We start from the raw sequence: 26258 nt of genomic DNA on the forward strand, positions 1-26258 counted from the left end.
ATAGCATTTTTTTATTAAATAAGTATATTTGAGTTATGAAAAAATAGGACTTGTACTAGGCGGAGGAGGAGGCAGAGGTGCTTATCATATAGGTGTATGGAAGTATTTAAAAGAGGCTGGCATATATGATAAAGTTACTGCAATTTCTGGAAATTCTGTTGGGGCTTTGAATTCCTGCCTTATGGTTATGAATGATTATGAAGCAGCCGAAAAAGTGTGGATAAAAGAAATAGAAACAAAGATTCTAACACCCAAAAAGATTAAAGACTATTTTAAAATTGATAAATCTTCTATATTCGGTATATTTTCAAGAGAAGGATTAATAGAAGTTATAGATAAATATATTGATCTTAATCTTTTATCAAATTATCATTTTAATTTATATGCTTCCTGTACAGAATATAATGCTCCTTTTTTTATAAAGTCAAAATATTTCAAATTAAACGGCAATTCTAATGAAAGAATAAAGAAAATACTCTTGGCTACTTCTGCTCTTGTAACCGTATTTCCCACAGAAAAGATTGATAATAAATTCTATCTTGACGGATGCTATACAGATGATTGTCCTATAGAGCCTCTTTATCTCTATGAAGATTGCACTGATATAATAGTCATTCATTTGGATTATAAAAAGCCTGTTAAAAAGAAAGATAATGTTAATATTTATGAAATGTATCCTTCCAAAGATTTAGGCAATTTTTTTAAGGGTGTACTTGATTTCTCTCCAAAAGGTGCTGAAAAGAGAATAGAACAGGGCTATAATGATGCTAAAAATTATTTCAAATATTTGAGTATATTCTAATAAAAGATACAAAAAACAACTATAAATATATATAATGTTAACATAATCTAGTTATCATAATATATAAAAAACTATTTCTTTTTACATATTATCAAAAATCATGTTTTTTTATACAATATATGATATTGACTTTTTTAATAATTCTATTATTATAAAAGCCGTCAAAAATAATGTGTATAAATATAGTAAGGTTATGGGAATGAATACTAGGGGTAAGTCTAAAAAGAAAATTAAGGAAAATGATAATCCTTTTTTAAATTTAAATGCCAATGCTAAAGAAAATGATGAATTAGCAAAGGCATCTATTAAGACTATAGCAAACAGCGTTATCATCACAGAAAGCGATAATAAAAGAATAGACAGAAGCAAGAAAGAAGAGTCATCAGAAATAATAGACCCTTCTAGAAAAGAATGGCTATATTATACTAGATCTCCTTTAATGGATAATTACAGGGATAATCTTTATAGAGAGTATTATAGTTTATCTGTATTATTATCTTTAAGAGGCGACAACAACAATGAAAGAACTTTGGGGCTTTCTTTAAAATTAATAGATTTAGAAAATAAGAAAGAGTATAGAGTAGGAGAGCTTGAAAGCTTCTTATTTTCATGCGTTATCGGAGAGAAACAGAATATAGAAGATGATGAAAGAGTAATAGAGCTTGAAGATTTCAGCAAGGCAGAAGCTAAATTAATAAGATTTTTGAATAATTTATATGCAGAAGCTAAGCATATACAGGAAAATGGTAAATTATGGTTTAAAGATTATAATGCATATCAATGTTTATCTCTTTTAAAAGATGTTCCTAATATAAGATTAGAAAGCAGAGTAATTACATTCAGCGATGAAGTGTTAAATCTACAGCTAGAAAGTTATTATAATGAAAATAAGGATTTAGTGCTTAATCTTAGTATTAAAGATGTTGATTTAAATAGAGTTTATACATTCGGAGAAAACTGCGATTTTGTACTATATAAAGATATTTTTTATGAGACTAATCCTTCATACCCTAGAATAAAAAAGAATATTTTTAAAGACAGCATAGTAGTAAAAAAAGATTATATAAAAGATTTCTGTTCAAGGGTTCTTCCTAACCTTAAAAAAGATTTTGATAATATAGAACTTCCTGAAGATATAAAAGAGAATGATATATTAGCTTTTCCTGCTCAGGCATTGGTATTTTTGGATTATGACGGAACTAATGTATTTTCTACTATAAAGTTTAAATATGGTTCTTTCACAGTTGATCCTTATTCTGGAAAGTTTACAAGCAGCAATATGTTTGATAATGAGGTTACAGAGATTTACAGAGATACTGAAAAAGAAGAATATTTCTGCAGAACTTTATCAAAATATTTGGAGAAGGTAGGAGATTATACATTTGCTACTTCAGATGATGAGAAGATATTCTATTTATGTTATAAAATACTTCCTGCACTTCAGGATAGGGGTTGGACTTGTTATTATAGTGAATCTTTTAAATCATTAAAATTGAATGTTAAGCCTCTTAAAATGAGAGTTTCTTTAACTAAGGATATTAACTTCTTTGAGATTAATTTTTCTTTTGAAGGAGTTAAAGAACTTCATGATCTATCTGAAATAGTAAGAGCCGTAAAGGTTGAAAATAAAGAATATATAAGACTTCAGAATGGTTCATTTGTACCTATAGATTTAGAAGTAATCGATTATATAGCTAAGATGTTCAAAGAAAATCCTATAGAACAGAAAGAAGATAATAGATATTTGCTTCCTATGTTCAGTGCGCCTTATTTTGCTGATATGCTTGAGAAACATAGCGGAATAGAATTGGATTTAGATGATAATGCTGTTGATACTATAGCAAATATAAAACGTGTTGAGTATGATGAAACTCCTCCTAAAGATATAGTAGGCGAGTTCAGAAGCTATCAATTAATAGGTTATAAATGGCTTAGAAAATTGGCTGATATGTCATTAAATGGTATACTTGCTGATGATATGGGACTTGGTAAAAGTTTTCAGACTATAGCTACAATATTAAAAGAAAAAGAAAATGGAAATAAACTCACTTCTTTGGTTGTTGCTCCTACTTCTTGTGTTGCTAACTGGGAATGCGAGATTAAGAAATTTGCTCCTTCTCTTGAAGTTATAGTTTTATCAGGTAATTTAAAAACTAGAATGAAAAAGATTAAGGCTGTAAGCAATTATGATGTTGCAGTTATATCCTATTCTACATTAAGACGCGATGTAAAAGCATTAAGTGAAAATGAGTTTAACTATCTTATACTTGATGAGGCACAGCATATAAAGAACGCCAATACTCAGAATGCCAAAATGGTAAAAAGTTTAAAATCATTAAAAAGACTTGCTTTAAGCGGTACTCCTATAGAAAACAGCATAAGCGAGATGTGGTCAATGTTTGATTTTCTTATGCCGGGATTTTTGGGCAAGCATAAGGACTTTGTTGAAGATTATGAAGCTCCTATACTTGCAGGTTTGGATAGTTCAAGCGAGGCATTGGATAATTTAAAAACTAGAATAGCACCTTTCATATTAAGAAGATTAAAAACAGATGTACTTACAGATTTGCCTCCAAAACATACTGTTGTAAGCTACTGCGATTTAACTAAAGATCAAAAAGAACTTTATATGTCAATACTTGAAGCGGCTAGAATAGAAATATTTGAAACTGTTAAACGTAAAGGTTTTGCTCAATCTCATATAGAAATATTTTCAGCATTAACAAGATTAAGACAGGTATGCTGCCACCCAAGATTGATGCATGAAGATTTACGCGGTGAAAGTCATACAAGCGGTAAGTTTAATATGTTTATAGAGATGATTAAAGAAGCCATTTCAGGCGGACATAGCGTACTAGTATTCAGTTCATTTACTAGAATGCTTAATCTTATGCGCAGTGCTTTCAAGAAATTAGGAATAGATTATTTTTATTTGGACGGGGCCACAAAGGACAGAATGGATTTAGTTCATAGATTCAATGCTGGAGAAGCACCTATATTCTTACTTAGCCTTAAAGCAGCAGGTACAGGACTTACTCTTACTCAGGCTGACACTGTAATGCATTATGATTTATGGTGGAATCCTGCCGTTGAAGATCAGGCAACTGACAGAGCTTATAGAATAGGGCAGAAACGCGTTGTAACTAATTATAAGCTAATCACAAGAGGAACTATAGAAGAAAAGATACTGGAACTTCAAAACAAAAAACGTTTATTGATTGATACTGTAGTCGGCGATTCTATGGGAGATATTAATAAATTGAGCTGGGACGAAGTGAAGAATCTTATTAATTAATTTATTTTATGCTGTCAGATAAAGATTTTAATAAAATTATTTCTTGGGCTTCGGATTTAGAAATACAAAATTTTCCAAGAAGTAAAGAAGAATTAGAAAATATTCAAGAGCTTGATTTGTATGATTTACCTTGTAATTTATTTTTAGATGAAATTTCTAAATTAAAATCATTAAAAAGAATTTGGTTTATGTATAATGGTTTTGATGAAATACCGAATTTTATTTATAGTTTGGAAAATCTTGAAGAAATAAATTTATCAGGAAATAATATTAGTTTTATTGACGATAGAATATCAAATTTTAAAAACTTGAAAATCTTTAATATTTATGAGAATAAAATAAGCAGTATATCAAGGGAAATTATAAATCTGAAAAAATTAGAAGTTTTTAATATAAGCAAAAATAATTTAAATGATATTCAGGAAGAAATTTTTTATTTAGATAATATGAAAAATTTAGATTTAAGTGCAAATAAAATTACTAATATTGATTTAAAAATTTCAAATTTAAAAAATATAGAAGCTCTTGATTTATCTAGCAACAATATAGAAATTATACCTAAAGAAATTTCTTATTTAAAAAAACTTAAATATTTAAATATAAGCTATAATAAATATAAAACTTTTCCTGAAGAATTATTTGATTTAACAAATTTGCAAATATTTTTAATAGGTTCTAATAATTTAAAAGAAATATCTGATTCTATTTGCAAATTAAAAAATTTAGAAGAATTACATATTCTTTCAAGTTCTATAAAAAAACTTCCTGAATTAAAAAACTTAAAAAAATTAAAAGAATTAATTCTTATAGATACTAAAATAAAAAATAAAAAGATTTTTAATGATGTTATTAATTATAGCTGTTTCAATAATAATTCTGATAAATAATTTAATAATTTTTATTATAAAATCTCTAATAAAGTTATTTAATCATATCAATTTTATATTTTATAAATAGAAACTTGAAAATGAATATGTTAAGAATAATTATTTTTAATAAGCGGTATTTGTTTGCCTTTTATTTATGGGATTGATTTTGAAAGTTTGATTTATTTTTTTGCTTTATATTATTTGTATGCTTATTAGTTTAAGTAATGCTTTTTAGTATATAAAATCTTTTTTCTTCGTTCTTTTTTGATTAGCCAAAAAAGAACCAAAAAAGGCTATTTACTTTTTTGTAAAAAAGTAAAACAAAAAACATTTACAATCTTGTGGGATTACTTTTTATTTCTAATATTGAATTTTAATTTTTGATAAGTTTTTATTTTTATACTTTATTGTATAATGAGAAGTAATCAGCCGCACCTATAGTGGACTATCCGAAATATTAAGAAATACGGTGCGGAATGCCAGTACGGCGAGTACTCGCGAAGTGTACCTGCGTAGGGATTTTAATTTGGGAAGTAAGGATTTAAAGTTTAGAATATAATTGTGTAATGAAAAGTATGATGCCGCACGTACATTGTACTATCTTAAAAGTTGAGCAATACCGTGCGGTTCGCCACTACGGCAAGTAGTTTTATAAAAATATAATATTTTTTTATTGATAATTTTAAAACATATTATAGAATAGTTAAAGGTTATAAAATATTAAAAAGGAGTTTATCATGTCTATAATAAAAGAGGATACTATTAAATTATTAAATATTCAATTGAATAAAGAATTATATTCTGCTAGCCTTTATTTTAATATGGCAGGCTGGTGCGATAAAAAAAGCTTGAAAGGATGCAGCAGCTTTTTATACGGACACTATAAAGAAGAATTAGAGCATTTTGAGAAATTTAGAGATTTCATCAATAAAGTAGGCGGACAGGCTGTTATAAGTGAAATGCATGCTCCTCAAAGCGATTTTAATTCAGTAGAGCATTTATTTGAAACTATATTAAAACATGAAGAGTATGTAACTTCATGCATAAATGAATTAGTTGGAAAAGCTATGGAAAACAAAGATTATATTACATCTAGGTTCTTAGATTGGTTTATACAAGAGCAGCTTGAAGAAGAAGAATTATTCAATGATATTATTGAAAAAATTAAAATGCTCGGCGGCGGTAATTTAGAGGGCAGAAACCTTTATACATTTGATAAGGCTATGAATACTTTGAATACTGAAAAGCATTCAGGCGGACTAGATATAAATGTACAATAAAAAATAAATAATAATAAATAAAGAGAGGGTATATGTTTAGTAAATTTCTTAATATTTTCAAAAAAAAGATGATACAAATTTTATGCCCTCTAATAATGAACCAATAACGGCTGAGAATTTTTTTAATTATGATAAATCAAATCCTTATGAGATAAGAGCCGTTAATCTTACAAAATATTACGGAAAGAGAAAAATAATAGGTGATATTTCTTATAATGTAAAACAGGGTGAGGTTGTTGGGCTTTTAGGACCTAATGGAGCAGGAAAGACAACAAGTTTCTATATTACTGTAGGATTCGTTACAGCAACTGCTGGAAATGTATATCTTAATGATCTTGATATTACAAAACTTCATATGCATCAAAGAGCTACTTTAGGAATAGGGTATTTACCTCAAGAAGCTTCTATATTCCGTAAGATGTCCGTTGAAGATAATCTTCTTAGCATATTGGAATTTAATAAATCATTATCTTCAAAGCAGAGAATGGATATAACAGATATGCTTCTTGAAGAATTTAATATCACGCATGTAAGAAAACAGAAAGGTTATACTCTTTCAGGAGGAGAGAGAAGGAGATGCGAGATAGCAAGAGCATTAACTGTAAATCCAAAATTCATATTATTAGATGAACCTTTTGCTGGAGTTGACCCTATTGCCGTTATAGATATACAGAATATTATAGCTTCTTTAAAAGAAAAAGGATTAGGAATACTTATTACAGACCACAATGTACGCGAAACTTTAAGAATCACAGACAGAGCATATATAATGGGTAACGGACAAATATTGGTAAAAGGCACACCGGATGAAATAATTAACAACCCATTAGCACGTAAAGTTTATTTGGGCGAATCTTTCACTATGTAAATTTTTTCTTTTTATTGGTATTACTTAGCATTAAAAAAGGAGCTTATTAAAGCCCCTTTTATTATTTATTTTCAATTATAATATGATCAATTAATTATATAATTAACAGCTTCTAAAAATGTATTAAATGAACTTTCTGTCATATAGTATCTGTTATTATCATTAGGGCTTACTATCTCATAATTATTGTCATCAAGTTTATTTAATACTTCATAAGATACATTTCCATTTAAAGCCTGTATATTGATTTTATATAATGAAGCATTTTTGCTTGTGCTGTCATTAGTTATTAATCCGTCAGCATTTAAATTTGCCAAAGTGAATATGCTTGTATAAACATCATTTCCTTTTACAGTGTTAGCATTCCAATTTTTTATCCAAGTATTATTAGTATCATTTGTATTTTTTGATAATGTATATGAATTATTATTGTATTCTATAGTGATTTGTGCTATATCATCATTGCGTACTTTAGATATAGTTTTATTTATAAGATCATTTTCAGTTTTATCAAATATATCTTTAGGATTTGTAGGAGTATTTCCAAGAAGATATATATTGTTGTCGTTATTTATTTTAGAATATACGCTATTTCCGAAAGTTGATTTCATACCGAATTTTATATTTCTTACTTCTTTTGAAGAGCTATCTAATGCCACAACTGTTAATGCCTCTTCATCTGTTAATTTATATTTTGATATGCTGTTATCATCTCCTCTTGAAACTATTTCTATAGGCTGTATAGTGCTTAATGCATTTGTAATTGAAGTTACTAAATTATCATCAGCATTATATTTATCATTTACAGTCCATTTATTATCATTATATTTTATTTGTATAGTTTCATTTGCCCCTCTTTTTATAGTTATTTCAGATATATTTGAATTTATTTTTTTTAATTCAGGCAATGAATATCCTCTGTTTTTCATAAAAGTTATTGCGATTAATATAATTATTAAAATTACAATTATAGATGATAATGTTATATATTTTTTAGTTATATTATTCATATTTATATTACCTTTTTATAGTTTTTATTAATATATATAACTATCTAATCATAAAAATAGTAAATAGTTATATTATTGATTTCTATTATTCATATTAAGAACATTTAAATAATTTTCTAATATCAAAGTTGCCGCTATTAAATCATTAGCTTTACTTTTTACTTTTTTCTTTTTGCCTCTCAATATAAAGTCAGCTTCTTTTGAAGTACCATATTCATCAACAAATACAATATCAACTTTTACACTTTTTAGAAGAAACTCGGAAAATCTTCTTATTTCAGCACACCATTCGCTTTCTTTTCCTTCATCGGATAAAGGCAAACCAAAAACAACAGTATCAATATTTTTTTCTTCTATTATATCCATCAAAGCACGTTTTACTTTTCTAGCATTGCTTTCTTCTATGAGCCTGCATGGAAAAGGAATTTTTATATCCATATCCATAAAAGCAGTGCCTGTTTTTTTCTTCCGAAGTCAACACCTAATACCATATTTTAATCTTCTTATTTTATTAATCTTCTTCTACAGTGATAATATCGTATTTTTTGAAATCATGTACCCCTGATTTTATATAGGCATTATCTATGTTTCTAATATTATCTACTTCTACAAATTCATTTTCTTCTGTTTTTATAAATAGTTTAAATCTGTTATCATTATGCTTTATAAAATCTTTTCCTATATACACTAAATCATCACCGTTTTTTATAGTGTTGTATACTGTAATTTTAGCATATTCCTCGCTGTCATCTGATATCATTCCCATAAGTCTTCTGCCTTTTAAATATCCTTTGAGTGTTGGCTTTATATTATCTCTTCCGAAATAGAACCCTGTATCACTTTCTCTTCTGCTTATAGTATCAAGCTCTTTCAAATAACTTGCTATAGGTTCTTTTTTTATAGCTTCAGGATATGAATCATAACCGATTCTGTCAAGTAAATCTAATAATATTCTATAAACTCTCACAGTATTAGCCACATAATATACGCTTTTCATTCTTCCTTCTATCTTTATAGAATCAATACCAGCTTTTTGAAGTAAATGAAGATATTCAGCCATTTGTAAATCTCTGCTGCTTAATATTGTAGTGTGATTTTCTCCTTCTTCAATTTCCATGAACTCTCCAGGTCTTGTTTTTTCTTCTATATATGTTTTGAAATTCCATCTGCAAACCTGAGAGCATTCTCCGCCGTTAGCATCTCTATTGTTTAAGAAATTTGATAACAAACATCTTCCAGAATAAGACATACATACAGCACCATGCACAAAACTCTCTAATTCTAAATCAGTATTTGCTCTAATCTCTTTTATCTCATCTAAAGAAAGTTCTCTGGCTAATATTATTCTGCTTGCCCCTAAACTCTCATACATTTTGCATGAATAACTATTTGTAACAGAAGCCTGAGTGCTTATATGAATAGTTGCTTCTGGTATTGTTTCTTTAACTATTCCAAGTACTCCTAAATCAGAAACTATGAATGCATCTATATTTAGATTCTGTATTTCTTTTAAATATGCTTTTAAATTATTTTTATCATATTCATGAAGAAAAGCATTTAAAGTTAAATATATTTTTTTATTTAAGTTTTTAGCTAATTGTGCACATTCAGCAAGTTCATCTATAGTTGTATTTTTGCTTTGATGTCTTAAATTAAATAAAGCTCCGCCTATATATGCAGCATCAGCTCCATAATGATATGCTACTTCTAATTTTTCTTTATTTCCAGCAGGTGCTAAAAGTTCCATTTTTATATCCTATTAGTTTTTAATGCGGTTTATTTTATATCAAAATGAATAAAAAGTATATATTTAATTTTTTTATTGTTATATAATTATTTACAAATATATAGTATAATATATATTGTAAATATAGGGGTAAATTATGAATGAAGAAGAATTAATACAATTAAAAGAAAATTTGTTTAACGGAGAATATTCTGATATATTAAAGCCATTATCATCTGCTAATATCTTTTTAGCTAAATCTGTATTAGATTCATATATAAAAGATTTTTCATCTAAACGCAAACTGCAGGCTATAGGATTATTTACTTCTAATAATTATGATTTTTATTATGAAGATGACGGAAGCGTTTTAAGAGTTATAAAAGAATTGATTAATAATAAAAATATAAGCGGCATAGATAATATAAATTTCGATTTGACTGTAAATAATGCTTTATTATATGGAGATTTTGTGAGATTTATATATGCATTGTATTTCGGAGGATTAAGAGAAGAACTTAATATTTTATTAAATAAGATGCATGAGTTTATATTAATTATCACTAGCAATATTGTACTTAATTTTAAAAATGCAAATTTAGCTGATAAATTAAGTATATATATAACTTCTTCTATATACAGATATATATTTGATGTATTCAGTGATTTTTACGCTATATATGGAGATTTAAAAAATAAGGCAGATGTAATGTATTATAAAAGCTATATAACCTGTAATATCATGTCTGATTATAAAGGGTTGGTTGGGCCTGACTTAATAAAAACGGCTTTATGCTTTGAAGAGATACAAGATTTTGAAAAGGCTGAAAAGATATATGAATCTGTTATAATAGATTTTGAACATGTATTATCTGATATAATGTGCAATTTCGATAATTATAATGTAAAAAATAAAGCCGAAGATTATGTAGCTTTAATTTCTTTGTGGCAGGCTTGTAATGGCATAAATAGATTAGAAAATATTAATAAATACGATTCTAAAATAGAGTCTATAGAAGAAGCTATAAATAAACTCAATTCTATTTAGATATTTTATGTTTTGTGTATTTTGACAATTTATGTATTTTTTATTATAATATTTATTATGTGTGATTATAAAGATTTTAAATATTTTAATACATTAAATGATTATTTTGTAAGATATCTTTTTTCTGATAAAGGAAGTGAAGTGATATTATTGGATTTTATTAATTCAATAATGATTGACTCAAATATGAAAACTTTCAGATCTTTAGAAATTTTAACACCATTTAATTATAAAGAAAGTTATCAAGATAAAGAAACTATTGTTGATGTAAAATGCATAACTCATAATGGTTCAGTTGTAATAATAGAGATACAGTTACAGGGTAATTCAAGATTTCCAGAACGTATATTATATTATTGGGCTTCTAATTATAGCAAACTATTAAAACAGGGTGAAAAATATGATGTTCTCACTCCTGTAATAAGTATAAATTTATTAAATTTTAATTTAAATGATGATGACAATATACATTCATGCTATATGATTTATGAAACCAATAATAAAAAACTTCTAACTGATCATCTTCAAATACATATAATAGAAATTAAAAAATTTAAACATAATTTATTGCAATATGATTTAAATTGTTGGTTAAAGTTTTTTACAGTAAAAGATAATAGGGAGGAAATTATGTCTGAAATAGTAAAAGAAAAACCAATAATGGAAGAAGTACAGAAAAAATATAATAATTTTATAAAAGATAGACTAATGATGAGTGAATATGATAAAAGACAGACATATTTATATGGTAATCAAATTATGTTAGAAGAAGAAAGAAAATTAGGGATAAAAGAAGGTATAGAACAAGAAAAATATTCATTAGCAAAAAATATGAAAAATAAAAATATGGATATTGAGCTTATAAGTGAACTTACAGGTTTGAGCATAGATGATATCAAATCATTATAATTGATTTTTTATACAAATGAAAAAATTAGAAGATGTTAATAATATACCAAAACCATCAATTGAAGAGGTTGAATCTTATTTAAAAAAATGGCATAGTTTAGAGAATTATGATTATCAGGAAAAAGCTTTAAATAAATTATTTTTTGAATTATGTCCTGATAATAAAGATATAAGCAGTATATTGATAAAGGCAGCTACTTTAAATGATTTTTATAGTACAAATATATTTAAGATTTTCGATGTTGCTAAACATATAGAAAGTTTAAATCATATAAAAAATAAACCTTCTATAGATGAAAGATTAAATAAAGAAGATGTAAGTTTAGTAGATGATATAAAAAAAGTAAAAATTATAAATAAAGATAATGAAGAAAAAGAAAGAAATTTTTATTCATTTGCCACTAAATATTGTTCTCATCATAAACCCGAATATTATCCAATATATGATAAATATGTTGATGTTATACTTAGATATTTTAGAAGAGAAGATAATTTTTATAAATTTAAAAATGATGATTTAAAAGAATATTGTAAATTTAAAAATATAATTACACAATTTATGAAATTTTATAAATTAGATAATTATACTTTTAAAGAAATAGATATGTATTTATGGCAATTAGGAAAAAAGTATTTTAGTGATAAATAGATAATTTTTAATGAAAGATTATTTTTACATTTTGTAATATTTTGGTATTATTTTATATATGATTTTGAATTTTTTATATGAAAAGGAGTTAATATGATAATAGGATTCATTGGTGCCGGTGCTATGGGCGGAGCTTTAATAGAAGGTTTTATCAAATCTGGAATAGAGTATACGAATATTGTAGCAAGCGTAAAAACTATGGAGAAGAAAGATTATCTTGAAAAGAATCTTGGAATAAAAGTTTATACTGATAATAGAAAAGTAGCTAGTGAGGCAGATGTTTTATTTTTGGCAGTTAAGCCTTATATGATTCCTGCTATTGCTGCTGAGATATCATCATCAATTAAAGTTGGTGCTACTATTATAAGCGTGGCAGCTTCTGTGTCAAAAAAGGATTTATCAAGATATTTCAGCGGAAGCAGAATAGTGAGAATAATGCCTAATACACCTGTTAAAACTTGTAATGGTTTTATATCAGTTGTGGAAACAGAAAATAAAGTTGTTGAGAATGGTGTTGTTGAATTGTTAAAGAGAGTTGGAATGGTTAAGGTAATTAAAGAAGAGCAAATACATGCATATAATGCTATGGCTGGCTGTTCTCCTGCATTTATGTATATATTAATAGAAGCTATGAGCGATGCTGGTGTTGTTATGGGAATAGATAGAAAAACATCTATAGAAATGGCAGCACAGGTTTTCAAAGGAACAGGGGCAATGGTATTGGAGTCAGGTAAACATCCTGCACAATTAAAAGATGGTGTATGTACTCCTGGAGGACTTACTATAAAGGGAGTTGAAGTTTTGGAGGAAAAAGGACTTAGAAGTGGTATTATAGAAAGCGTTATTGCAAGCTATAATAAATCTATAGAAAGTGAAAAAAAGTAAAAATTGTAGTATAAAATACTGCTTTTTTATAATTATTTATTTGTAAAGTATAATATTGTAATAATCAAAACAAAAAATTCTATTTGACTTTTTTGACTCAATTATTATAATATGAGTATAAGATACTTGGAGAACATTATGCCTAAGAAGACAATTTTAGTTTTAGATGATGAAAAAAGCATTAGAACTCTTTTTGAAGAAGAGTTTAAAGATGAAGGATATGATGTAGTATCCACAGATAGCGGTGAGGAAGCTTTAGAAATGCTTGATAAAGGTACTCCTCATATTGATTTAATAACATTAGACATAAAAATGCCTAAAATGGACGGCTTAGATTTTTTGGCTAAGGTTAGAGAAAAACATAGAGAATTGCCTATCATAATATGTACAGCATATAATAATTATAGACATGAGTTTTCTGTTTGGAATGCTGATGGTTATATATTAAAATCAGGCAATCTTACAGAGATTAAAGATAAGATAAAAAGACTTATAGGTTAATATTTTCTATGCCCCATATCCGTAAAGACCCTGTAACAAAACAGTCAGTAATCATTTCATCTGAGAGAACAGGAAGACCTAGCGATTATGTAAATTCCACTGAAAGACAGATTGCTAATTCTGAGCTTAGCTGTCCTTTTTGCAGGGGACATGAAATGAAAACTCCGGATCCTGTTTATACTGTTTATGCTGAACAGGAAGAAATTTGGCAGGTTAGAATTGTACCTAACAAATATCCTATAATATCTGAAACTCATGAAAATGAACTGCCTGAAGAAAATGAACTTTTTCATGCCAGTAGTTCTAAGGGATTTCATGACGTTATTATAGAGCATCCTAATCATTACTTTAATTTTTATCATGCACAAACAGAAGATTTTTTCTATATATTTAAAGCTGTTATGATGAGGCTTAAAGATTTAGGAAAAAATGAGGATATGATGTATAGTCTGTATTTCAAGAATTTCGGACCGGAAGCAGGGGCAAGTCTTTATCATTCACATTCTCAAATTATAACCACTCCTTTTATACCTGTTCAGATGTATGAGGAAATTAGCGGAGCTTTAGACTATTATACTAAAAATGGAAGATGTGTATATTGCGATATAATAAAAGAAGAAAAATCATTAAATGAAAGAGTAATATGCGAAAATAATAATTTTATAGCTATATCACCATTTGCTTCAAGATCTCCATATCAAATATATATAATTCCTAAGGAGCATTCGGATAGCATTATACATGTTTCTAGTTCTAATATTTTAGATTTTTCTAGTATATTAAAGGATGTATTTGACAGATTATATAAGCTTTTAGGTGAAGTAGGTTTTAATTATGTACTTCATACTCTTTTGCCTACACTTGAAAACAAGTATAAAAATTCTAGCCATTGGTTTTTAGATATAATGCCAAAAATGAGTAAATTAGCAGGTTACGAATTGGGAAGCGGAGTATTTATCAATTCTATTACACCTGAAGATGCTACACAGCAGTTAAGAAATATATTATAATAATACTATATAATCTCTTGTAATTACAGCATCATAATTTTTATAACCTAATATTTTCAATATATCATCAGAGTGATGTCCTATTATTTTTTGAACATCATCAGAATTATAATTTATAATGCCTCTTGCAAACTCTGTTCCGTTTTCATCCGCAATGCTTACTATATCGCCTTTTTTAAAGGTATTAATTACCTTTGTTATTCCTATAGGAAGAAGACTTGATTCTTTTTCTAAAACAGCTTTTTTAGCTCCGGCATTAACTATTAATTTTCCTATTATAGTTGTAGCATAAGCAATCCATCTTTTTTTGGTTGAAAGTTCATCATCTTTTTCAACAGGATAGAATATAGTTTTTTCTTTTGTTTCAAAAATATCATTAAGAACATTAGGTCTTTTACCATTTGCTATGAATAATGCACATCCGGATCTTGTAACTATTTTAGCAGCCTGAAGTTTTGTTTTCATTCCACCTCTTCCGCCTTTTGAAGCATCAAGACCTAAATTTTCTATTTCTTTTGTAACTTCAAATACCTCATGTATAAATTTAGCATTAGGATTAGTTTTAGGGTTATCATCATAAAGCCCATTTATATCTGAAAGTATTATAAGTAAATCAGCATCCAATTCGCTTGCTACCAATGCAGAAAGTTTATCATTATCAGAAAAACTTATTTGAGTAACATCATATAATTGTTTAAGCTCATCACTTGATACTGTATCATTTTCATTTATTATGGGTATAACCTTATATTTTAAAAGCATACTCAAAGTAGAATGCAAGTTTAAATATCTTCTTCTATTGGAGAAATCTTCTTCTGTTAGAAGTATTTGTGCAGTAACTATATCAAATTTTGAAAATCCATCTTCATATATTGACATAAGTTGTGATTGACCTATAGCAGCACAAGCCTGTTTTAAAGCTACTTCATCTAAATCTGTTACATTAATCTTTTTAGCACCTAATCCAACAGCTCCTGAAGTAACTATTAAAACTTCTTTTCCCATTCTATGGAATTTTGCTATGGCTTCTATAAAAGAATATATTCTAGCTAAAGATATATATCCTTCATCATTTCTCAAAACATTAGTACCAAATTTGAATACTATTCTATTTATATTATTTAAATCTATATTTTTCATGCGAAGTATTATAAACGATATAATAAAAAAATAAAGATTTAATTTTAATTATTTTAAAATAGTCTATTTATTTCCCCATACTCCACCGAATTTGAAACTTAAACCCAAATAAAAGTCATTATCTACAGTATAATGCCCGCTTTTTTCATTATAAGAAATAACGCCTACCTGATTTCTATTTTCTAATTCATAATATTGATAATTATTTTTGTATACAGGGTCATAAGTAAATGTATCAGAAAGCATTATTTTAAAGTCATCAGTTACATTAAATGTTATTTTTAGGAAGGCTCTGTATTTTAACTGATAAATATCCTCAGCATCAGAATATATATTATTATCATGTATGCCGAAATGGGCTGTTATATCAAATTTCCATAATCTTCTTGCTTCAAAAAATATGAATCCGCTCATACCATAATATGGATTTTGTCCATTAAAAGTTTGTATGGAGAAATCTGTATAATATCCGCCATTGTAATGATGTTTATTTGTATTATCTTCACCAGGAAAATATTCATTATATGCTCTTATACCATGTCTGAACCAAAAACCTTCTATTCCTACAGTGAATCTTCCATCTCTTCCATTTCTAAAATAAAAAAATGCATTAACCGTATCTCCCCATTCTTTTATTGGTATAGAGCCTAATTCTGTAACAACTCCTGCCACTCCTGTATTAATATAATCATTGCTATATGCAACTTTAGCCATTAATCCTTTAGATGAATTAGCATCAAGTCCTTCTTCTCCATTAACCATACCCACACCTATAAATACCCCAAAGAAATTAGCTTCTACCATTATACCTGTATCATATCTTGGTATAAATTGGCTGTCATATCCTATAGGCATATCTCTTGGTCCTGACAATACTGTTGCTTTATTACTGCTTACTGTATGATAGTAAAATAATGTAGGAAAATATGATGTCATAGGTATATTTTTTGTATATGGTTCTAAAACTCCAGCTCTTATTCCTACATATTTAAAGTTTACAAATATATTCATTTTAGAGAAATCAAATACGGGAGGTGACATATCTTTATAAAATCTTGCTTTATGTGATAATGGTTCATAGAATCTGGCATTGAATGCAGCTTCTATTGATGCATATTTATATTCTTTTATGTAATGTAAATCTCCGTATAATAAAACACCTAAAGTATCTTCATTTCCTGTTTGCTCTATTAAATCGCTCATTCTTCCATAGGCTACCATTTCTAAAGACGCTGATAATTGTCCGTATCTCTTTATATTATTAGTATTTGTAGTTTGTGAATATGCTTTATTGTTTATACTAATTAACATAATACAAAAAATAAAGAAATAAAAAAAATAATTTTACCAATTAAGTTTTTATAATGTTTTTTATTATACTGATCCATAAAAAATCTCCTTTTTTAAATATTAGATATATTATTTTATATGGGATAATATATCAAGTATCAGAATGTGAAAATTATTATATTAATTGTTGTATATTTTTAAATATATACTATAATTTATAGAAATATAATATAGTTGAGGGTATTTTTATGAAAAAAATATTTATTGCGGTTAGTTTGTTTTTATTTAGTTTTATATTATATTCACAAGATATTACAAATTCTGAAACTTCGCAAAATGATATACTTACCAACTCCAGCAATGAATTTTTTGATTATATAGAAAAAGGTGATGTTACTAAAGTCAGAGAGTTATTAAGACAAGGAACAAATGCTAACAGTACTAATTCAGAAGGTTGGTCAGCATTGCATGTGGCAGTAAAATCTAATAATGCCGCTATAGTAAAAGAATTATTATCTCAAAAATGGATTGATATGAATCCTGTACTTCCTGTTGATACAATATTAATGGAAGGAGATAATAAATGGTATGCTGATGGTCAGACACCTCTTTTACTTGCTTCATATTATGGTTATGCCGATATAGCAAATATGCTTTTAAGTTATGGTGCTGATGTACTTGCTAAAGATAGTATAGATGATGCTATGGCTGTACATATTGCTTCAGCAAGAGGAAATGCTAATGTTGTTTCCGTGATATTAGATTCTTCTGCTGCAAGAAGTTCTGGTATAGATATAGTTAATGTTGGGGATAATACAGGAACTACTCCTTTAATGTGGGCTTCTATGAATAATCAGATAACAGTTATAGCAGCATTGCTTAAGTTTAAAGCAGATGTTAATTTCCAAGATGATGATGGATGGACAGCTTTACATTTTGCAGCAGCTTCTGATAGTTATAGAGCAGTAGAAATACTTTTGAAAAATAATGCAGATGCTAATATAGCTGATATAGAAGGAAAAAAGCCTGTAGATATTACTACTGATACAGATATAAAAGCCTTGCTTAATAAATATACTTCTGCTGCTGAAACTGAAAATAATACAACAGAAAAAGCACAATAACTATTATGAATATATAGATTAATAATAATTTTAATTTATGGAAGCCAAAAAATTACAGAGATTTAGTGAATACAGCTTGTCTACATATTTGCTTTGTCCTAGAAAGTATAGATATACTTATATAGAAAAACCTTTTAAAAAGCAAAAGAGAAGTGTTAATGTTTATTTTATTTTTGGTAATGCTATACATTTGGCTTGTAAAGAATTTTATGAACAGAGAGCAGAGGAAAGAAGTTTAGAGAATCTATATAATATTTTTAGAAATGTATGGAAAAGAAGTGGTATAAGAGCCTTTTTTAATAGCAGGGAAGAAGAAAAGGAACTTGGTGAAAGAGGTCTTTATATGCTTTCTAACTTTTTTAATTCATTCGGCCAGAAAGTACCTTACAAGATAGAAAGCTATATGGAAAATAGAGTCAGAGATTATATTTTATTTGGAAGAATAGACAGAATAGATTTATCTGCTGATGGTACATTACAGATTGTAGATTATAAAACCACAAAGTATTATGATGTTGGTGAAGATAATGAGGAGAGAGATAGAAAAACCATACAGCTAAAATTATATGCTTGTATATTGGATGGTCTTAAATGTAAGGTTACAAGCGGTTCCTATTATCATTTTGAAGACGATAAATTAGATACTATAGAATTTACTCCTGAATCTATTAATTATTTAAGAGAATGGTTTGATGAAATAGTTGATGATATAAGGTATGATAGAGCTTTTGATAAAAAGGTTGGAAGGCATTGTGAATTTTGCGATTTCTTTAAATTATGTCAGGGTAAAGAAGATAATATTGAAAATTTAGTTCTTCCTTCAGATGAATTATTTATGGCAAATATTGAAAATTCTAACAATAATTGATTGTATTTCATTTGCTTTCATAATTTTATAAATTGACAATTATAAATATTTTTATTATATTAACTATGTATTATGTAAAATATAGGTAAATTTTTATGAGCACTCATCATAATAAAGAAGATTCTAAAGAAAGTATAATAAAGAAAAAGAAAAATAAATTTAGAATAAGATATTTAACATTAGAAGATTTAGATGATTTTAATAATTTATTAAGATATGCATTTCAAGTGAGCAATAATGAACTTATAAATCTTGGTTATGAAATTGACGAAATAAAACAGGCCAAATCTGCCGTATTAAGCAAGGCTAAAGTTTTAGGCTGGTTTGACGGTGAAAAGTTAGCTTCTCAAATTGCTGTTTATCCTATGAGAATGAATATACATGGCGTTATATATAAAATGGCTGGTATTACTGGTGTTGCCACTTATCCTGAATATTCCAATCTCGGACTTATGAATGATTTGATGATAAAGAGTATTGAGAACATGAAAAAGGAAGGTCAGACTATATCCGTACTATATCCTTATTCAATACCATTCTATAGAAGAAAAGGCTGGGAAATTATTTCTGATAAAATGAGTTTTGAAATAAAAGACACTCAGCTTCCAAAAACTATAACTAATAAAGGCAGAGTGGAGAGAGTTGCTTCTGACAGTGAGGATTTAATAGAGCTTTATAATGAATTTTCACATATGAGGCATGGTGCTTTGATTAGAGGTGATTTGGAATGGGAAGAGTATTGGAGATGGGATGTAGATGATACTATAGTGGCTATATATTATAATGAAAAAGAAGAGGCTAAAGGTTTTTTAGTTTATGTGATAGAAAATGATATTTTTCATATAAAAGAAATAGTATATCTTAATTTTGAGGCTAGGCTTGGGCTTTGGAATTATATATCAGCACATTTCTCTATGGTGGATAAAGTTCATGGTTATAATTATACCAATGAACCTATTGCATTTTTACTTGAAGACAGTGAGATAAAAGAAACTATAAGACCTTATATAATGGCAAGGATTACAGATGTCAAAGGATTCATTAATGATTATCCATTTTTGAGAAAGCCTAAAAATAAAAAAATCAATTTAATAATAAAAGATAATATGGCTAAATGGAATAATGGAAGTTTTTTAATTTATTGGGACGAGAATAAAAATACAGTTTGTAAAAGACTCAATAAAGAATATAAAAGAAACGGTAAAGACAGATATATCATAAGAATGAATATTCAAACTCTTACAACGATGCTTATGAGTTATAAATCTCCTTCTTATCTGTATAGAATAGGAAGAATAGAATCAAGCATAAAAGGAATAAATTTATTAGAATCTATTATACCTAAAGAGCAGGTTTATTTTTCTGATTATTTTTGATTTAGATTTTTGTATACAAATGAATTTATTTTGACAAACTTTATGATTTTCAGTATAATATATTTATGAGAAGAAATTTAAATGCTGTAAAAACTTTTAATCCTTTAAACGATTATTTTATACGATATCTTTTCACAGATAAGGGAAGCAGTGAGTCTATACTTTTGGACTTTATAAATTCTATAATGATTAATGCTAATATGAAGACTTTCCGCTCAGTTGAAATTTTAACACCTTCGCCGAAGGCGGGCAGTCGCCTTAATTTAAAAAAAAATAAAAATTTAAAAGAAACGATAGCACCGAAGGTGGCACGCAAGGTGGACAGATGTCGCAGACGCCTAGATGTAAAGTGTATTACTCAAAATGGTTCAGTAGTCATAATAGAAATACAATTACAAGGTAATTCAAGATTTCCAGAGAGAATACTTTATTATTGGGCAGCTAATTATAGTAAGCTATTAAAGCATGGTGAAAGATATGATGAACTTACTCCTGTAATAAGTATTAATTTATTAAATTTTAATTTAGATAAAAGTAAAAATATACATTCCTGTTATATGCTTTATGAGATGAATAATAAAAAGTTATTAACAGATCATTTACAAATACATATAATAGAATTAAAAAAATTCAAGAAAAACATATTAACTAAAGACTTAAACTGTTGGTTAAAAATGTTTACAAGCAAAAATTTGGAGGCTTCTATGTCTGAAATAGTAAAAGAAAAACCTATAATGGAAGAGGTGCAAAAAAAATATAATAATTTTGTAAAAAGTAAATTGATGATGATGGAATATGAGAAGAAAGAAGCATATCTATATGGTAATCAAATAATGCTTGATGAAGAAAGAAGATTAGGAAAAGAAGAAGGTATAAAAGAGGGTATTGAACGAGGTATTGAACAGGGTATTGAACAAGGAGAAAAAAATAAAGCCATATCTATAGCTAGAAGTCTTAAAAAATCAGGTTTAGATAATAAATTTATAAGTGAAAATACTGGATTAACTATAGAGGAAATAGAGAAACTTTAATATAAATTTATGGAAGTCAAAATTATAGATACTGCTTATGGCGGATATGGAATTGCCAAAGATGAAAATGGAAAGGTTATATTTGTAGCCCATAGTGTTGAAGGTGATATATTAGATATAACTATAACTAAAGAAAGTAAAAAATTTTCTTATGCCTCTATAAATAAAATAATAGAATCTTCCAAGTTTAGAATAAAACCAAAATGCAAGTATTCCGGTATTTGCGGAGGATGTTTATTTAATCATATAGAATATAATAAACAATTAGATATAAAAAAGAATGTTGTTTTAAATGCTATTAGAAATATTAATTTTAATAAAGATATAAAAATAATTTGCGGAAATAATTTTAATTATAGACTTAGAGTTAATATGATATCTGATAATGGTAGAATTGGTTTTTATAGATTTAAAAGCAATGACTTTGTAAATATTGATGAATGTATTATTTTAAAAGAAAGTTTATTTGAAAAGATAAAAAATTTTTCCTCCGAAAACAATATCACAGGAAGTATTTATGCAATAGAAAATAACAATGACGAAGCTCTTGCATTTATTGAACTTAATAAAAAAATAAATATAAAATGTTTTGAAAAATATTTTAAAGGGATAACAGTAAAGCATAATAAAAACATTAAAAGTTACAGAACTGATACTATACTTTATAAAACTGAGTATGGTAATATACCAATAGGGCATAAAACATTTTTTCAAAGCAATTTATATCTTCTTGATGATTTTCAGTATAATGTTATTAAATATTTGAATGATAATGACAGTACTATAGTTGAGCTTTATGCCGGAAGCGGATTTTTTACATCTGCTTTAAAAAATAGAATAAAAAGTTTTAATAATAATTGTAAATTCATTGCTTCAGAGATAAATAAAGATTCTGTGCTGATAGCAAATAAATATGATTTAAAAATAAAAAATGAAGATGCTTTAATAACATTAAAAAATATTGATTATGATATTGATGCTTTAATATTAGATCCTCCTAGAGAAGGAATTGATAAAAAAGTAATAGATGAAATAATAAGAATCAAGCCAAAAAAAATTATATATGTTTCATGCGACCCTATGACTTTTGCACGAGATGTTAATCTATTAAAAGAGTATTATAATTTATCGGATTTAAATATTATAGATATGTTTGCTGATACTTATCATATAGAGCTTATTTCTTTTTTAGAGTATAAAAATTAATATCTTTTTATTAACTTTGTTTTAATTCTTGTTATTAATATGTTACATGATATAATTAATTCAATAAATATAAAATTGGAATAAGTCAATAATGATAAATAAAAAACTCATAGAAAGAAATAATTTAAACAGTGTATTAAATAAATATAGAGAAGAAAATAAAAAAATAGTATTTACAAACGGCTGTTTTGATATACTTCATCGCGGACATGTGGAGTATTTACAAAAGGCTAGGGAACTTGGTGATTTGCTTATTCTAGGGCTTAATAGTGATGATTCTGTAAAGCGTTTAAAAGGAAATGACAGACCTATTAATAATGAAATTGACAGAGCCATTGTACTTGCTGCTTTAGAATGTATAAATTATATATCTATATTTGATGAGGATACTCCTCTTGAATTAATAAAAATAGTAAAGCCTGATGTTTTAGTAAAGGGCGGAGATTATAAAATAGAAAATGTTGTAGGAAGAGAATATTCAAAAGAAACAGTACTCATTGACTTTGTTGATGGATATTCTACTACTAATATTATAAAAAAAATTAATAGTTAATAATATAAATTAATAAAAATCGGAGGATTTAATATGATTATAGTAACAGGAGGAGCCGGATTTATAGGTTCTAATATAGTAAGAGGATTAAATAATTTAGGAATTGATGATATATTAATAGTTGATAATTTGAAAAACGCTTCTAAACATAAAAATTTAAATAGAATTAAATTTAAAGATTATATTGATAAAGAAGATTTTACTTTAGATTATTTAACTTCATTTGTGAATGATAATAAAGTTGAGGCAATATTTCATCAGGGTGCTTGTTCTGATACTATGGAAACAGACGGTAAATATATGATGAAAAATAATTATGAATATACAAAAAATATTCTTCATGTTTGTTTGGATAAGAAAATAAGATTTTTGTATGCTTCAAGTGCCTCTGTATATGGAAATGGTGAGAATGGTTTTGAAGAAGATGAAAAAAATGAATATCCTTTGAATGTTTATGCTTTTTCAAAATATCAATTCGACAGATATTTAAATAAATTATTCAAAGAAAATAAAGTAAATAGTCAGGTTGTAGGACTTAGATATTTTAATGTTTACGGCCCTCAGGAGAATCATAAAGGAAGAATGGCTTCTGTCGCTTTTCATTTGTTTAATCAGATAAAAGCAGGCGAGAGAATGAAAATATTCGAAGGAAGTGAAAAGTTCTTAAGAGATTTTATACATATAGATGATGTTGTGTCTGTAAATAATTTCTTTTTTGCTAATCCTGATAAGTCCGGCATATTTAATTGCGGTACAGGAAATGCTGAAAGTTTTGTAGAAATAGCTAAGGCATTGAAAGAAGTTTATAAATCGGCTGAAATAGAGTATATAGCATTCCCAGATGCTTTGAAAGGTAAATATCAGAAATATACTCAGGCTGATTTAAATAAATTGAGAGCTATTGGTTATGATAAGAGTTTTATGAATGTTAATACTGGTGTAAAAAAATATGCTGAAGTTTTGGAAAAAAGCGGCGGCTATTTAATGTAAAAATAGTATAAAATGTTTTACGATTATAATTAATAATGATTTTATATCATATAAACTTTTTTAGGATTTTATTATGAAAAAAATTATTTTAATTACATTTAGTGTTTTATTTTTGGCATTGCCTTTATTTTCTCAAGATCCGGAGCAGTCAGCAAAACTTCTTGAATTAATAAATGAAGAAAGACAAAAAGCAGGACTTGAGGCATATGAAACAAATGAAGATTTACAAAATGCAGCTGCTGTTAGGGCAGAAGAGATATCAAAAGTTTTTGAATCTAAAAGACCCGACGGAAGCGAAATGCATACTGTATTTTCAGAAAATGGTATAAGAGTTGCATATTACGGTGAATCTATAAGAACAGGATATGAAACAGCAAGCGGTGTTTTTAAAGCTATGATTAAAGATCAAAGCGATTCATCTTCTATATTAGATATGGATTATACTCATATAGGTATTGGAATATACAAGAATGCTAAAAATACTTATTGGGCTATTATTTATTGTTCATTAGCCGAATAAATAATATTTTTATATTAAAATAAATTAAAATGGAGTAAATTCTTATGAAAAAAATTATTTTTATTTGTTGTATTGTATTATCAATGATTTTTATATCTTGTGAAGATGATAAAGTTGAAAAAAGTATATACAAAGTTACTGACAAGATAGAAAATTCAATAGATAAAGCTGGAGACAAAATAGAAAAGGCTGGCGAAAAGGCTGAAAAAGCTTTAGATGAAGCTGGAGAGAAAATAGAAAATATTGTAGATTGATGATATTAATTATTTAAATCTGTTAAATTAATAAAGGCTTGGGTTTTTTATGAACTCAAGCCTTTTATTATTGCTAGTTTATATAATTTATTATTTTTTAGTAAATGTGTCAGTAGTTGGTGATCCTAACTTAAATGTAAATAATGAATAGTCAATTTGGTTTGTATATGATCTGTCTTTTGCAACTTCTTCAATATATTTTCCTATTGTATCTACATCTTTATAATGAACTGTGTAGCCTCCGCCTATAATTGACATAGTGTTGTTTTCAAATTTTAGAGTATATTTTCCAGATATATTATAATATTTTTCAGCCTCCGTTAATACAATGATTTCTGCATCAGCAAAACTTATTGGACCTGTAGAAGGTGTGTTATTTTCTAAAGAATTTATGTTTAATATATATTCATTTTCAGACACTTTTATTAATTTATCAGTATATCCTTTATGATATATAACATTACCATTTTGAAGTTCTATATTGACAACTGTTCCATCGGATTTAATCTCAAATCCATAATCATTTATACCATCACCTATATAGTACACACCTGCATAATCGTTTGGTATATATCCGCTTACTTCTGTTAAATTAGCATTTACATTATCACTATTAACTTGTCCAGATAATGATAAACTCTTGCCGCTTAAATTAAGTGAAACATCTACTGCATTCATATCAGCAGCATTTTGAGCAAACATTATTGATTTTGAAGTTGCTGATGAAGTGTCATATTTTATAGTAGGCATTTGACCTTTTATTGTATATTGTGAATCTGATATTTTAGTAATCATTTCTTTTTTTATTGTTAATAGTCCATTCTCTATATTCATATAAATACTTCCGTCTTCATTAATAAATAATGCAGAAACATTTCCAAATGTTCCGAATGTAAAATTACCTGTAAAAGATTGTGAATGATTGGCATTATTGTTATTATTGTTTGTAGGTTCTGTAGGTTTCTTTTCACAGCTAATGCTTAATATAGATAATAGCGTTATTAGTGTAATTAAAAGTTTTTTCATATTTTTCTCCTTAAAAAATATATTTATT

The 26258-nt window shown here is 27.0% G+C and carries 24 protein-coding genes and 2 pseudogenes; 20 read left to right on the plus strand and 6 right to left on the minus strand.

Annotated elements, in window-relative coordinates; translation table 11 throughout:
* The first annotated feature begins 28 nt into the window (after positions 1–28).
* The 5 genes and pseudogenes from BINT_RS05315 to lptB all read left to right on the plus strand — a co-directional run bounded on the left by BINT_RS05315 (position 29) and on the right by lptB (position 7114).
* Complete coding sequence (locus BINT_RS05315; RefSeq protein ID WP_014487524.1) at positions 29–802, plus strand: patatin-like phospholipase family protein; 774 nt, start codon at positions 29–31, stop codon at positions 800–802.
* A gap of 199 nt (positions 803–1001) precedes the next feature.
* Positions 1002–4097, plus strand: coding sequence for a DEAD/DEAH box helicase (locus BINT_RS05320; RefSeq protein ID WP_041177281.1), 3096 nt, complete (start codon positions 1002–1004; stop codon positions 4095–4097).
* A gap of 8 nt (positions 4098–4105) precedes the next feature.
* Positions 4106–4984, plus strand: coding sequence for a leucine-rich repeat domain-containing protein (locus BINT_RS05325; RefSeq protein ID WP_014487526.1), 879 nt, complete (start codon positions 4106–4108; stop codon positions 4982–4984).
* 719 nt (positions 4985–5703) lie between these two features.
* Positions 5704–6246 carry a ferritin gene (locus tag BINT_RS05330; protein ID WP_014487527.1) on the plus strand — a complete coding sequence of 181 codons (543 nt, stop codon included), beginning with the start codon at positions 5704–5706 and terminating at the stop codon, positions 6244–6246.
* 32 nt (positions 6247–6278) lie between these two features.
* Positions 6279–7114 (plus strand): annotated as a pseudogene (gene lptB, locus BINT_RS05335) (LPS export ABC transporter ATP-binding protein).
* 86 nt (positions 7115–7200) lie between these two features.
* On the opposite strand, the gene BINT_RS05340 reads toward lptB, so the two are convergent.
* The 3 genes and pseudogenes from BINT_RS05340 to BINT_RS05350 form a co-directional block, all read right to left on the minus strand.
* A complete protein-coding gene (locus tag BINT_RS05340) occupies positions 7201–8124 on the minus strand; it encodes a DUF4340 domain-containing protein (RefSeq protein ID WP_014487529.1) in 924 nt (307 codons plus the stop codon).
* A gap of 72 nt (positions 8125–8196) precedes the next feature.
* Positions 8197–8615: pseudogene (gene ruvX, locus BINT_RS05345) on the minus strand (Holliday junction resolvase RuvX).
* Between the two features lie 20 nt (positions 8616–8635).
* Positions 8636–9871, minus strand: coding sequence for a peptidase U32 family protein (locus BINT_RS05350; protein ID WP_014487531.1), 1236 nt, complete (start codon positions 9869–9871; stop codon positions 8636–8638).
* Between the two features lie 136 nt (positions 9872–10007).
* Here BINT_RS05350 and BINT_RS05355 point away from each other — a divergent pair, with 136 nt between their 5' ends.
* From BINT_RS05355 to BINT_RS05380, 6 genes are all read left to right on the plus strand, one after another.
* Entirely contained in the window at positions 10008–10898 is an 891-nt protein-coding gene (locus tag BINT_RS05355) for a hypothetical protein (protein ID WP_014487532.1), read from the plus strand.
* Positions 10899–10955: 57 nt separating this feature from the next.
* Positions 10956–11807, plus strand: a complete 852-nt coding sequence (locus tag BINT_RS05360; protein WP_014487533.1) for an Rpn family recombination-promoting nuclease/putative transposase — start codon at positions 10956–10958, stop codon at positions 11805–11807.
* A 16-nt stretch (positions 11808–11823) separates the two neighbouring features.
* Complete coding sequence (locus BINT_RS05365; RefSeq protein ID WP_014487534.1) at positions 11824–12456, plus strand: hypothetical protein; 633 nt, start codon at positions 11824–11826, stop codon at positions 12454–12456.
* 93 nt (positions 12457–12549) lie between these two features.
* Positions 12550–13341, plus strand: coding sequence for a pyrroline-5-carboxylate reductase (proC, locus tag BINT_RS05370; protein WP_014487535.1), 792 nt, complete (start codon positions 12550–12552; stop codon positions 13339–13341).
* A gap of 138 nt (positions 13342–13479) precedes the next feature.
* Positions 13480–13842, plus strand: coding sequence for a response regulator (locus BINT_RS05375; RefSeq protein WP_012670232.1), 363 nt, complete (start codon positions 13480–13482; stop codon positions 13840–13842).
* A gap of 8 nt (positions 13843–13850) precedes the next feature.
* Positions 13851–14852 carry a galactose-1-phosphate uridylyltransferase gene (locus BINT_RS05380; RefSeq protein WP_014487537.1) on the plus strand — a complete coding sequence of 334 codons (1002 nt, stop codon included), beginning with the start codon at positions 13851–13853 and terminating at the stop codon, positions 14850–14852.
* Here BINT_RS05380 and proB read toward each other — a convergent pair.
* Both proB and BINT_RS05390 read right to left on the minus strand, forming a co-directional pair.
* Entirely contained in the window at positions 14847–15992 is a 1146-nt protein-coding gene (gene proB / locus BINT_RS05385; RefSeq protein WP_014487538.1) for a glutamate 5-kinase, read from the minus strand. The genes BINT_RS05380 and proB overlap by 6 nt on opposite strands.
* A 63-nt stretch (positions 15993–16055) precedes the next feature.
* On the minus strand, positions 16056–17303 hold the full coding sequence (locus BINT_RS05390) for a hypothetical protein (protein WP_014487539.1): 1248 nt from the start codon (positions 17301–17303) through the stop codon (positions 16056–16058).
* 227 nt (positions 17304–17530) lie between these two features.
* On the opposite strand from BINT_RS05390, the gene BINT_RS05395 reads away from it, so the two are divergent.
* From BINT_RS05395 to BINT_RS05435, 9 genes are all read left to right on the plus strand, one after another.
* Entirely contained in the window at positions 17531–18406 is an 876-nt protein-coding gene (locus BINT_RS05395) for an ankyrin repeat domain-containing protein (protein ID WP_014487540.1), read from the plus strand.
* A gap of 37 nt (positions 18407–18443) precedes the next feature.
* Positions 18444–19274: a RecB family exonuclease gene (locus BINT_RS05400; protein ID WP_014487541.1), complete on the plus strand. Its 831-nt coding sequence runs from the start codon at positions 18444–18446 to the stop codon at positions 19272–19274.
* A gap of 95 nt (positions 19275–19369) precedes the next feature.
* Positions 19370–20650, plus strand: a complete 1281-nt coding sequence (locus BINT_RS05405; protein WP_014487542.1) for a GNAT family N-acetyltransferase — start codon at positions 19370–19372, stop codon at positions 20648–20650.
* Positions 20651–20715: 65 nt separating this feature from the next.
* Positions 20716–21681 carry an Rpn family recombination-promoting nuclease/putative transposase gene (locus tag BINT_RS05410; protein ID WP_014487543.1) on the plus strand — a complete coding sequence of 322 codons (966 nt, stop codon included), beginning with the start codon at positions 20716–20718 and terminating at the stop codon, positions 21679–21681.
* Positions 21682–21690: 9 nt separating this feature from the next.
* Positions 21691–22887, plus strand: a complete 1197-nt coding sequence (locus BINT_RS05415; protein ID WP_014487544.1) for a class I SAM-dependent RNA methyltransferase — start codon at positions 21691–21693, stop codon at positions 22885–22887.
* Between the two features lie 91 nt (positions 22888–22978).
* Positions 22979–23440, plus strand: coding sequence for a D-glycero-beta-D-manno-heptose 1-phosphate adenylyltransferase (rfaE2, locus tag BINT_RS05420; RefSeq protein ID WP_014487545.1), 462 nt, complete (start codon positions 22979–22981; stop codon positions 23438–23440).
* A 33-nt stretch (positions 23441–23473) separates the two neighbouring features.
* Positions 23474–24430, plus strand: a complete 957-nt coding sequence (gene rfaD / locus BINT_RS05425) for an ADP-glyceromanno-heptose 6-epimerase (RefSeq protein ID WP_014487546.1) — start codon at positions 23474–23476, stop codon at positions 24428–24430.
* A 73-nt stretch (positions 24431–24503) separates the two neighbouring features.
* Complete coding sequence (locus tag BINT_RS05430) at positions 24504–24950, plus strand: CAP domain-containing protein (protein ID WP_014487547.1); 447 nt, start codon at positions 24504–24506, stop codon at positions 24948–24950.
* Between the two features lie 44 nt (positions 24951–24994).
* Positions 24995–25204, plus strand: a complete 210-nt coding sequence (locus BINT_RS05435) for a hypothetical protein (protein WP_041177282.1) — start codon at positions 24995–24997, stop codon at positions 25202–25204.
* A 90-nt stretch (positions 25205–25294) separates the two neighbouring features.
* Here BINT_RS05435 and BINT_RS05440 read toward each other — a convergent pair whose 3' ends face one another.
* Positions 25295–26230 carry a hypothetical protein gene (locus BINT_RS05440; protein ID WP_014487549.1) on the minus strand — a complete coding sequence of 312 codons (936 nt, stop codon included), beginning with the start codon at positions 26228–26230 and terminating at the stop codon, positions 25295–25297.
* Positions 26231–26258 lie beyond the last annotated feature (28 nt).

This window comes from Brachyspira intermedia PWS/A, assembly GCF_000223215.1.
GTDB lineage: Bacteria > Spirochaetota > Brachyspiria > Brachyspirales > Brachyspiraceae > Brachyspira > Brachyspira intermedia.

What these genes read in the sequence shown, in the direction of transcription:
- BINT_RS05365 (WP_014487534.1), top strand. Translation starts at nt 11,824, where the DNA reads ATGAAAAAATTAGAAGATGTTAATAATATACCAAAACCATCAATTGAA.
- BINT_RS05440 (WP_014487549.1), bottom strand. Translation starts at nt 26,230, where the DNA reads ATGAAAAAACTTTTAATTACACTAATAACGCTATTATCTATATTAAGC.
- BINT_RS05395 (WP_014487540.1), top strand. Translation starts at nt 17,531, where the DNA reads ATGAAAAAAATATTTATTGCGGTTAGTTTGTTTTTATTTAGTTTTATA.
- BINT_RS05360 (WP_014487533.1), top strand. Translation starts at nt 10,956, where the DNA reads ATGTGTGATTATAAAGATTTTAAATATTTTAATACATTAAATGATTAT.
- BINT_RS05390 (WP_014487539.1), bottom strand. Translation starts at nt 17,303, where the DNA reads ATGTTAATTAGTATAAACAATAAAGCATATTCACAAACTACAAATACT.
- BINT_RS05355 (WP_014487532.1), top strand. Translation starts at nt 10,008, where the DNA reads ATGAATGAAGAAGAATTAATACAATTAAAAGAAAATTTGTTTAACGGA.
- BINT_RS05340 (WP_014487529.1), bottom strand. Translation starts at nt 8,124, where the DNA reads ATGAATAATATAACTAAAAAATATATAACATTATCATCTATAATTGTA.
- BINT_RS05320 (WP_041177281.1), top strand. Translation starts at nt 1,002, where the DNA reads ATGAATACTAGGGGTAAGTCTAAAAAGAAAATTAAGGAAAATGATAAT.
- BINT_RS05415 (WP_014487544.1), top strand. Translation starts at nt 21,691, where the DNA reads ATGGAAGTCAAAATTATAGATACTGCTTATGGCGGATATGGAATTGCC.
- rfaE2 (WP_014487545.1), top strand. Translation starts at nt 22,979, where the DNA reads ATGATAAATAAAAAACTCATAGAAAGAAATAATTTAAACAGTGTATTA.
- BINT_RS05380 (WP_014487537.1), top strand. Translation starts at nt 13,851, where the DNA reads ATGCCCCATATCCGTAAAGACCCTGTAACAAAACAGTCAGTAATCATT.
- proB (WP_014487538.1), bottom strand. Translation starts at nt 15,992, where the DNA reads ATGAAAAATATAGATTTAAATAATATAAATAGAATAGTATTCAAATTT.
- BINT_RS05435 (WP_041177282.1), top strand. Translation starts at nt 24,995, where the DNA reads ATGAAAAAAATTATTTTTATTTGTTGTATTGTATTATCAATGATTTTT.
- BINT_RS05375 (WP_012670232.1), top strand. Translation starts at nt 13,480, where the DNA reads ATGCCTAAGAAGACAATTTTAGTTTTAGATGATGAAAAAAGCATTAGA.
- BINT_RS05330 (WP_014487527.1), top strand. Translation starts at nt 5,704, where the DNA reads ATGTCTATAATAAAAGAGGATACTATTAAATTATTAAATATTCAATTG.
- proC (WP_014487535.1), top strand. Translation starts at nt 12,550, where the DNA reads ATGATAATAGGATTCATTGGTGCCGGTGCTATGGGCGGAGCTTTAATA.
- BINT_RS05405 (WP_014487542.1), top strand. Translation starts at nt 19,370, where the DNA reads ATGAGCACTCATCATAATAAAGAAGATTCTAAAGAAAGTATAATAAAG.
- BINT_RS05410 (WP_014487543.1), top strand. Translation starts at nt 20,716, where the DNA reads ATGAGAAGAAATTTAAATGCTGTAAAAACTTTTAATCCTTTAAACGAT.
- BINT_RS05325 (WP_014487526.1), top strand. Translation starts at nt 4,106, where the DNA reads ATGCTGTCAGATAAAGATTTTAATAAAATTATTTCTTGGGCTTCGGAT.
- BINT_RS05430 (WP_014487547.1), top strand. Translation starts at nt 24,504, where the DNA reads ATGAAAAAAATTATTTTAATTACATTTAGTGTTTTATTTTTGGCATTG.
- BINT_RS05400 (WP_014487541.1), top strand. Translation starts at nt 18,444, where the DNA reads ATGGAAGCCAAAAAATTACAGAGATTTAGTGAATACAGCTTGTCTACA.
- rfaD (WP_014487546.1), top strand. Translation starts at nt 23,474, where the DNA reads ATGATTATAGTAACAGGAGGAGCCGGATTTATAGGTTCTAATATAGTA.
- BINT_RS05350 (WP_014487531.1), bottom strand. Translation starts at nt 9,871, where the DNA reads ATGGAACTTTTAGCACCTGCTGGAAATAAAGAAAAATTAGAAGTAGCA.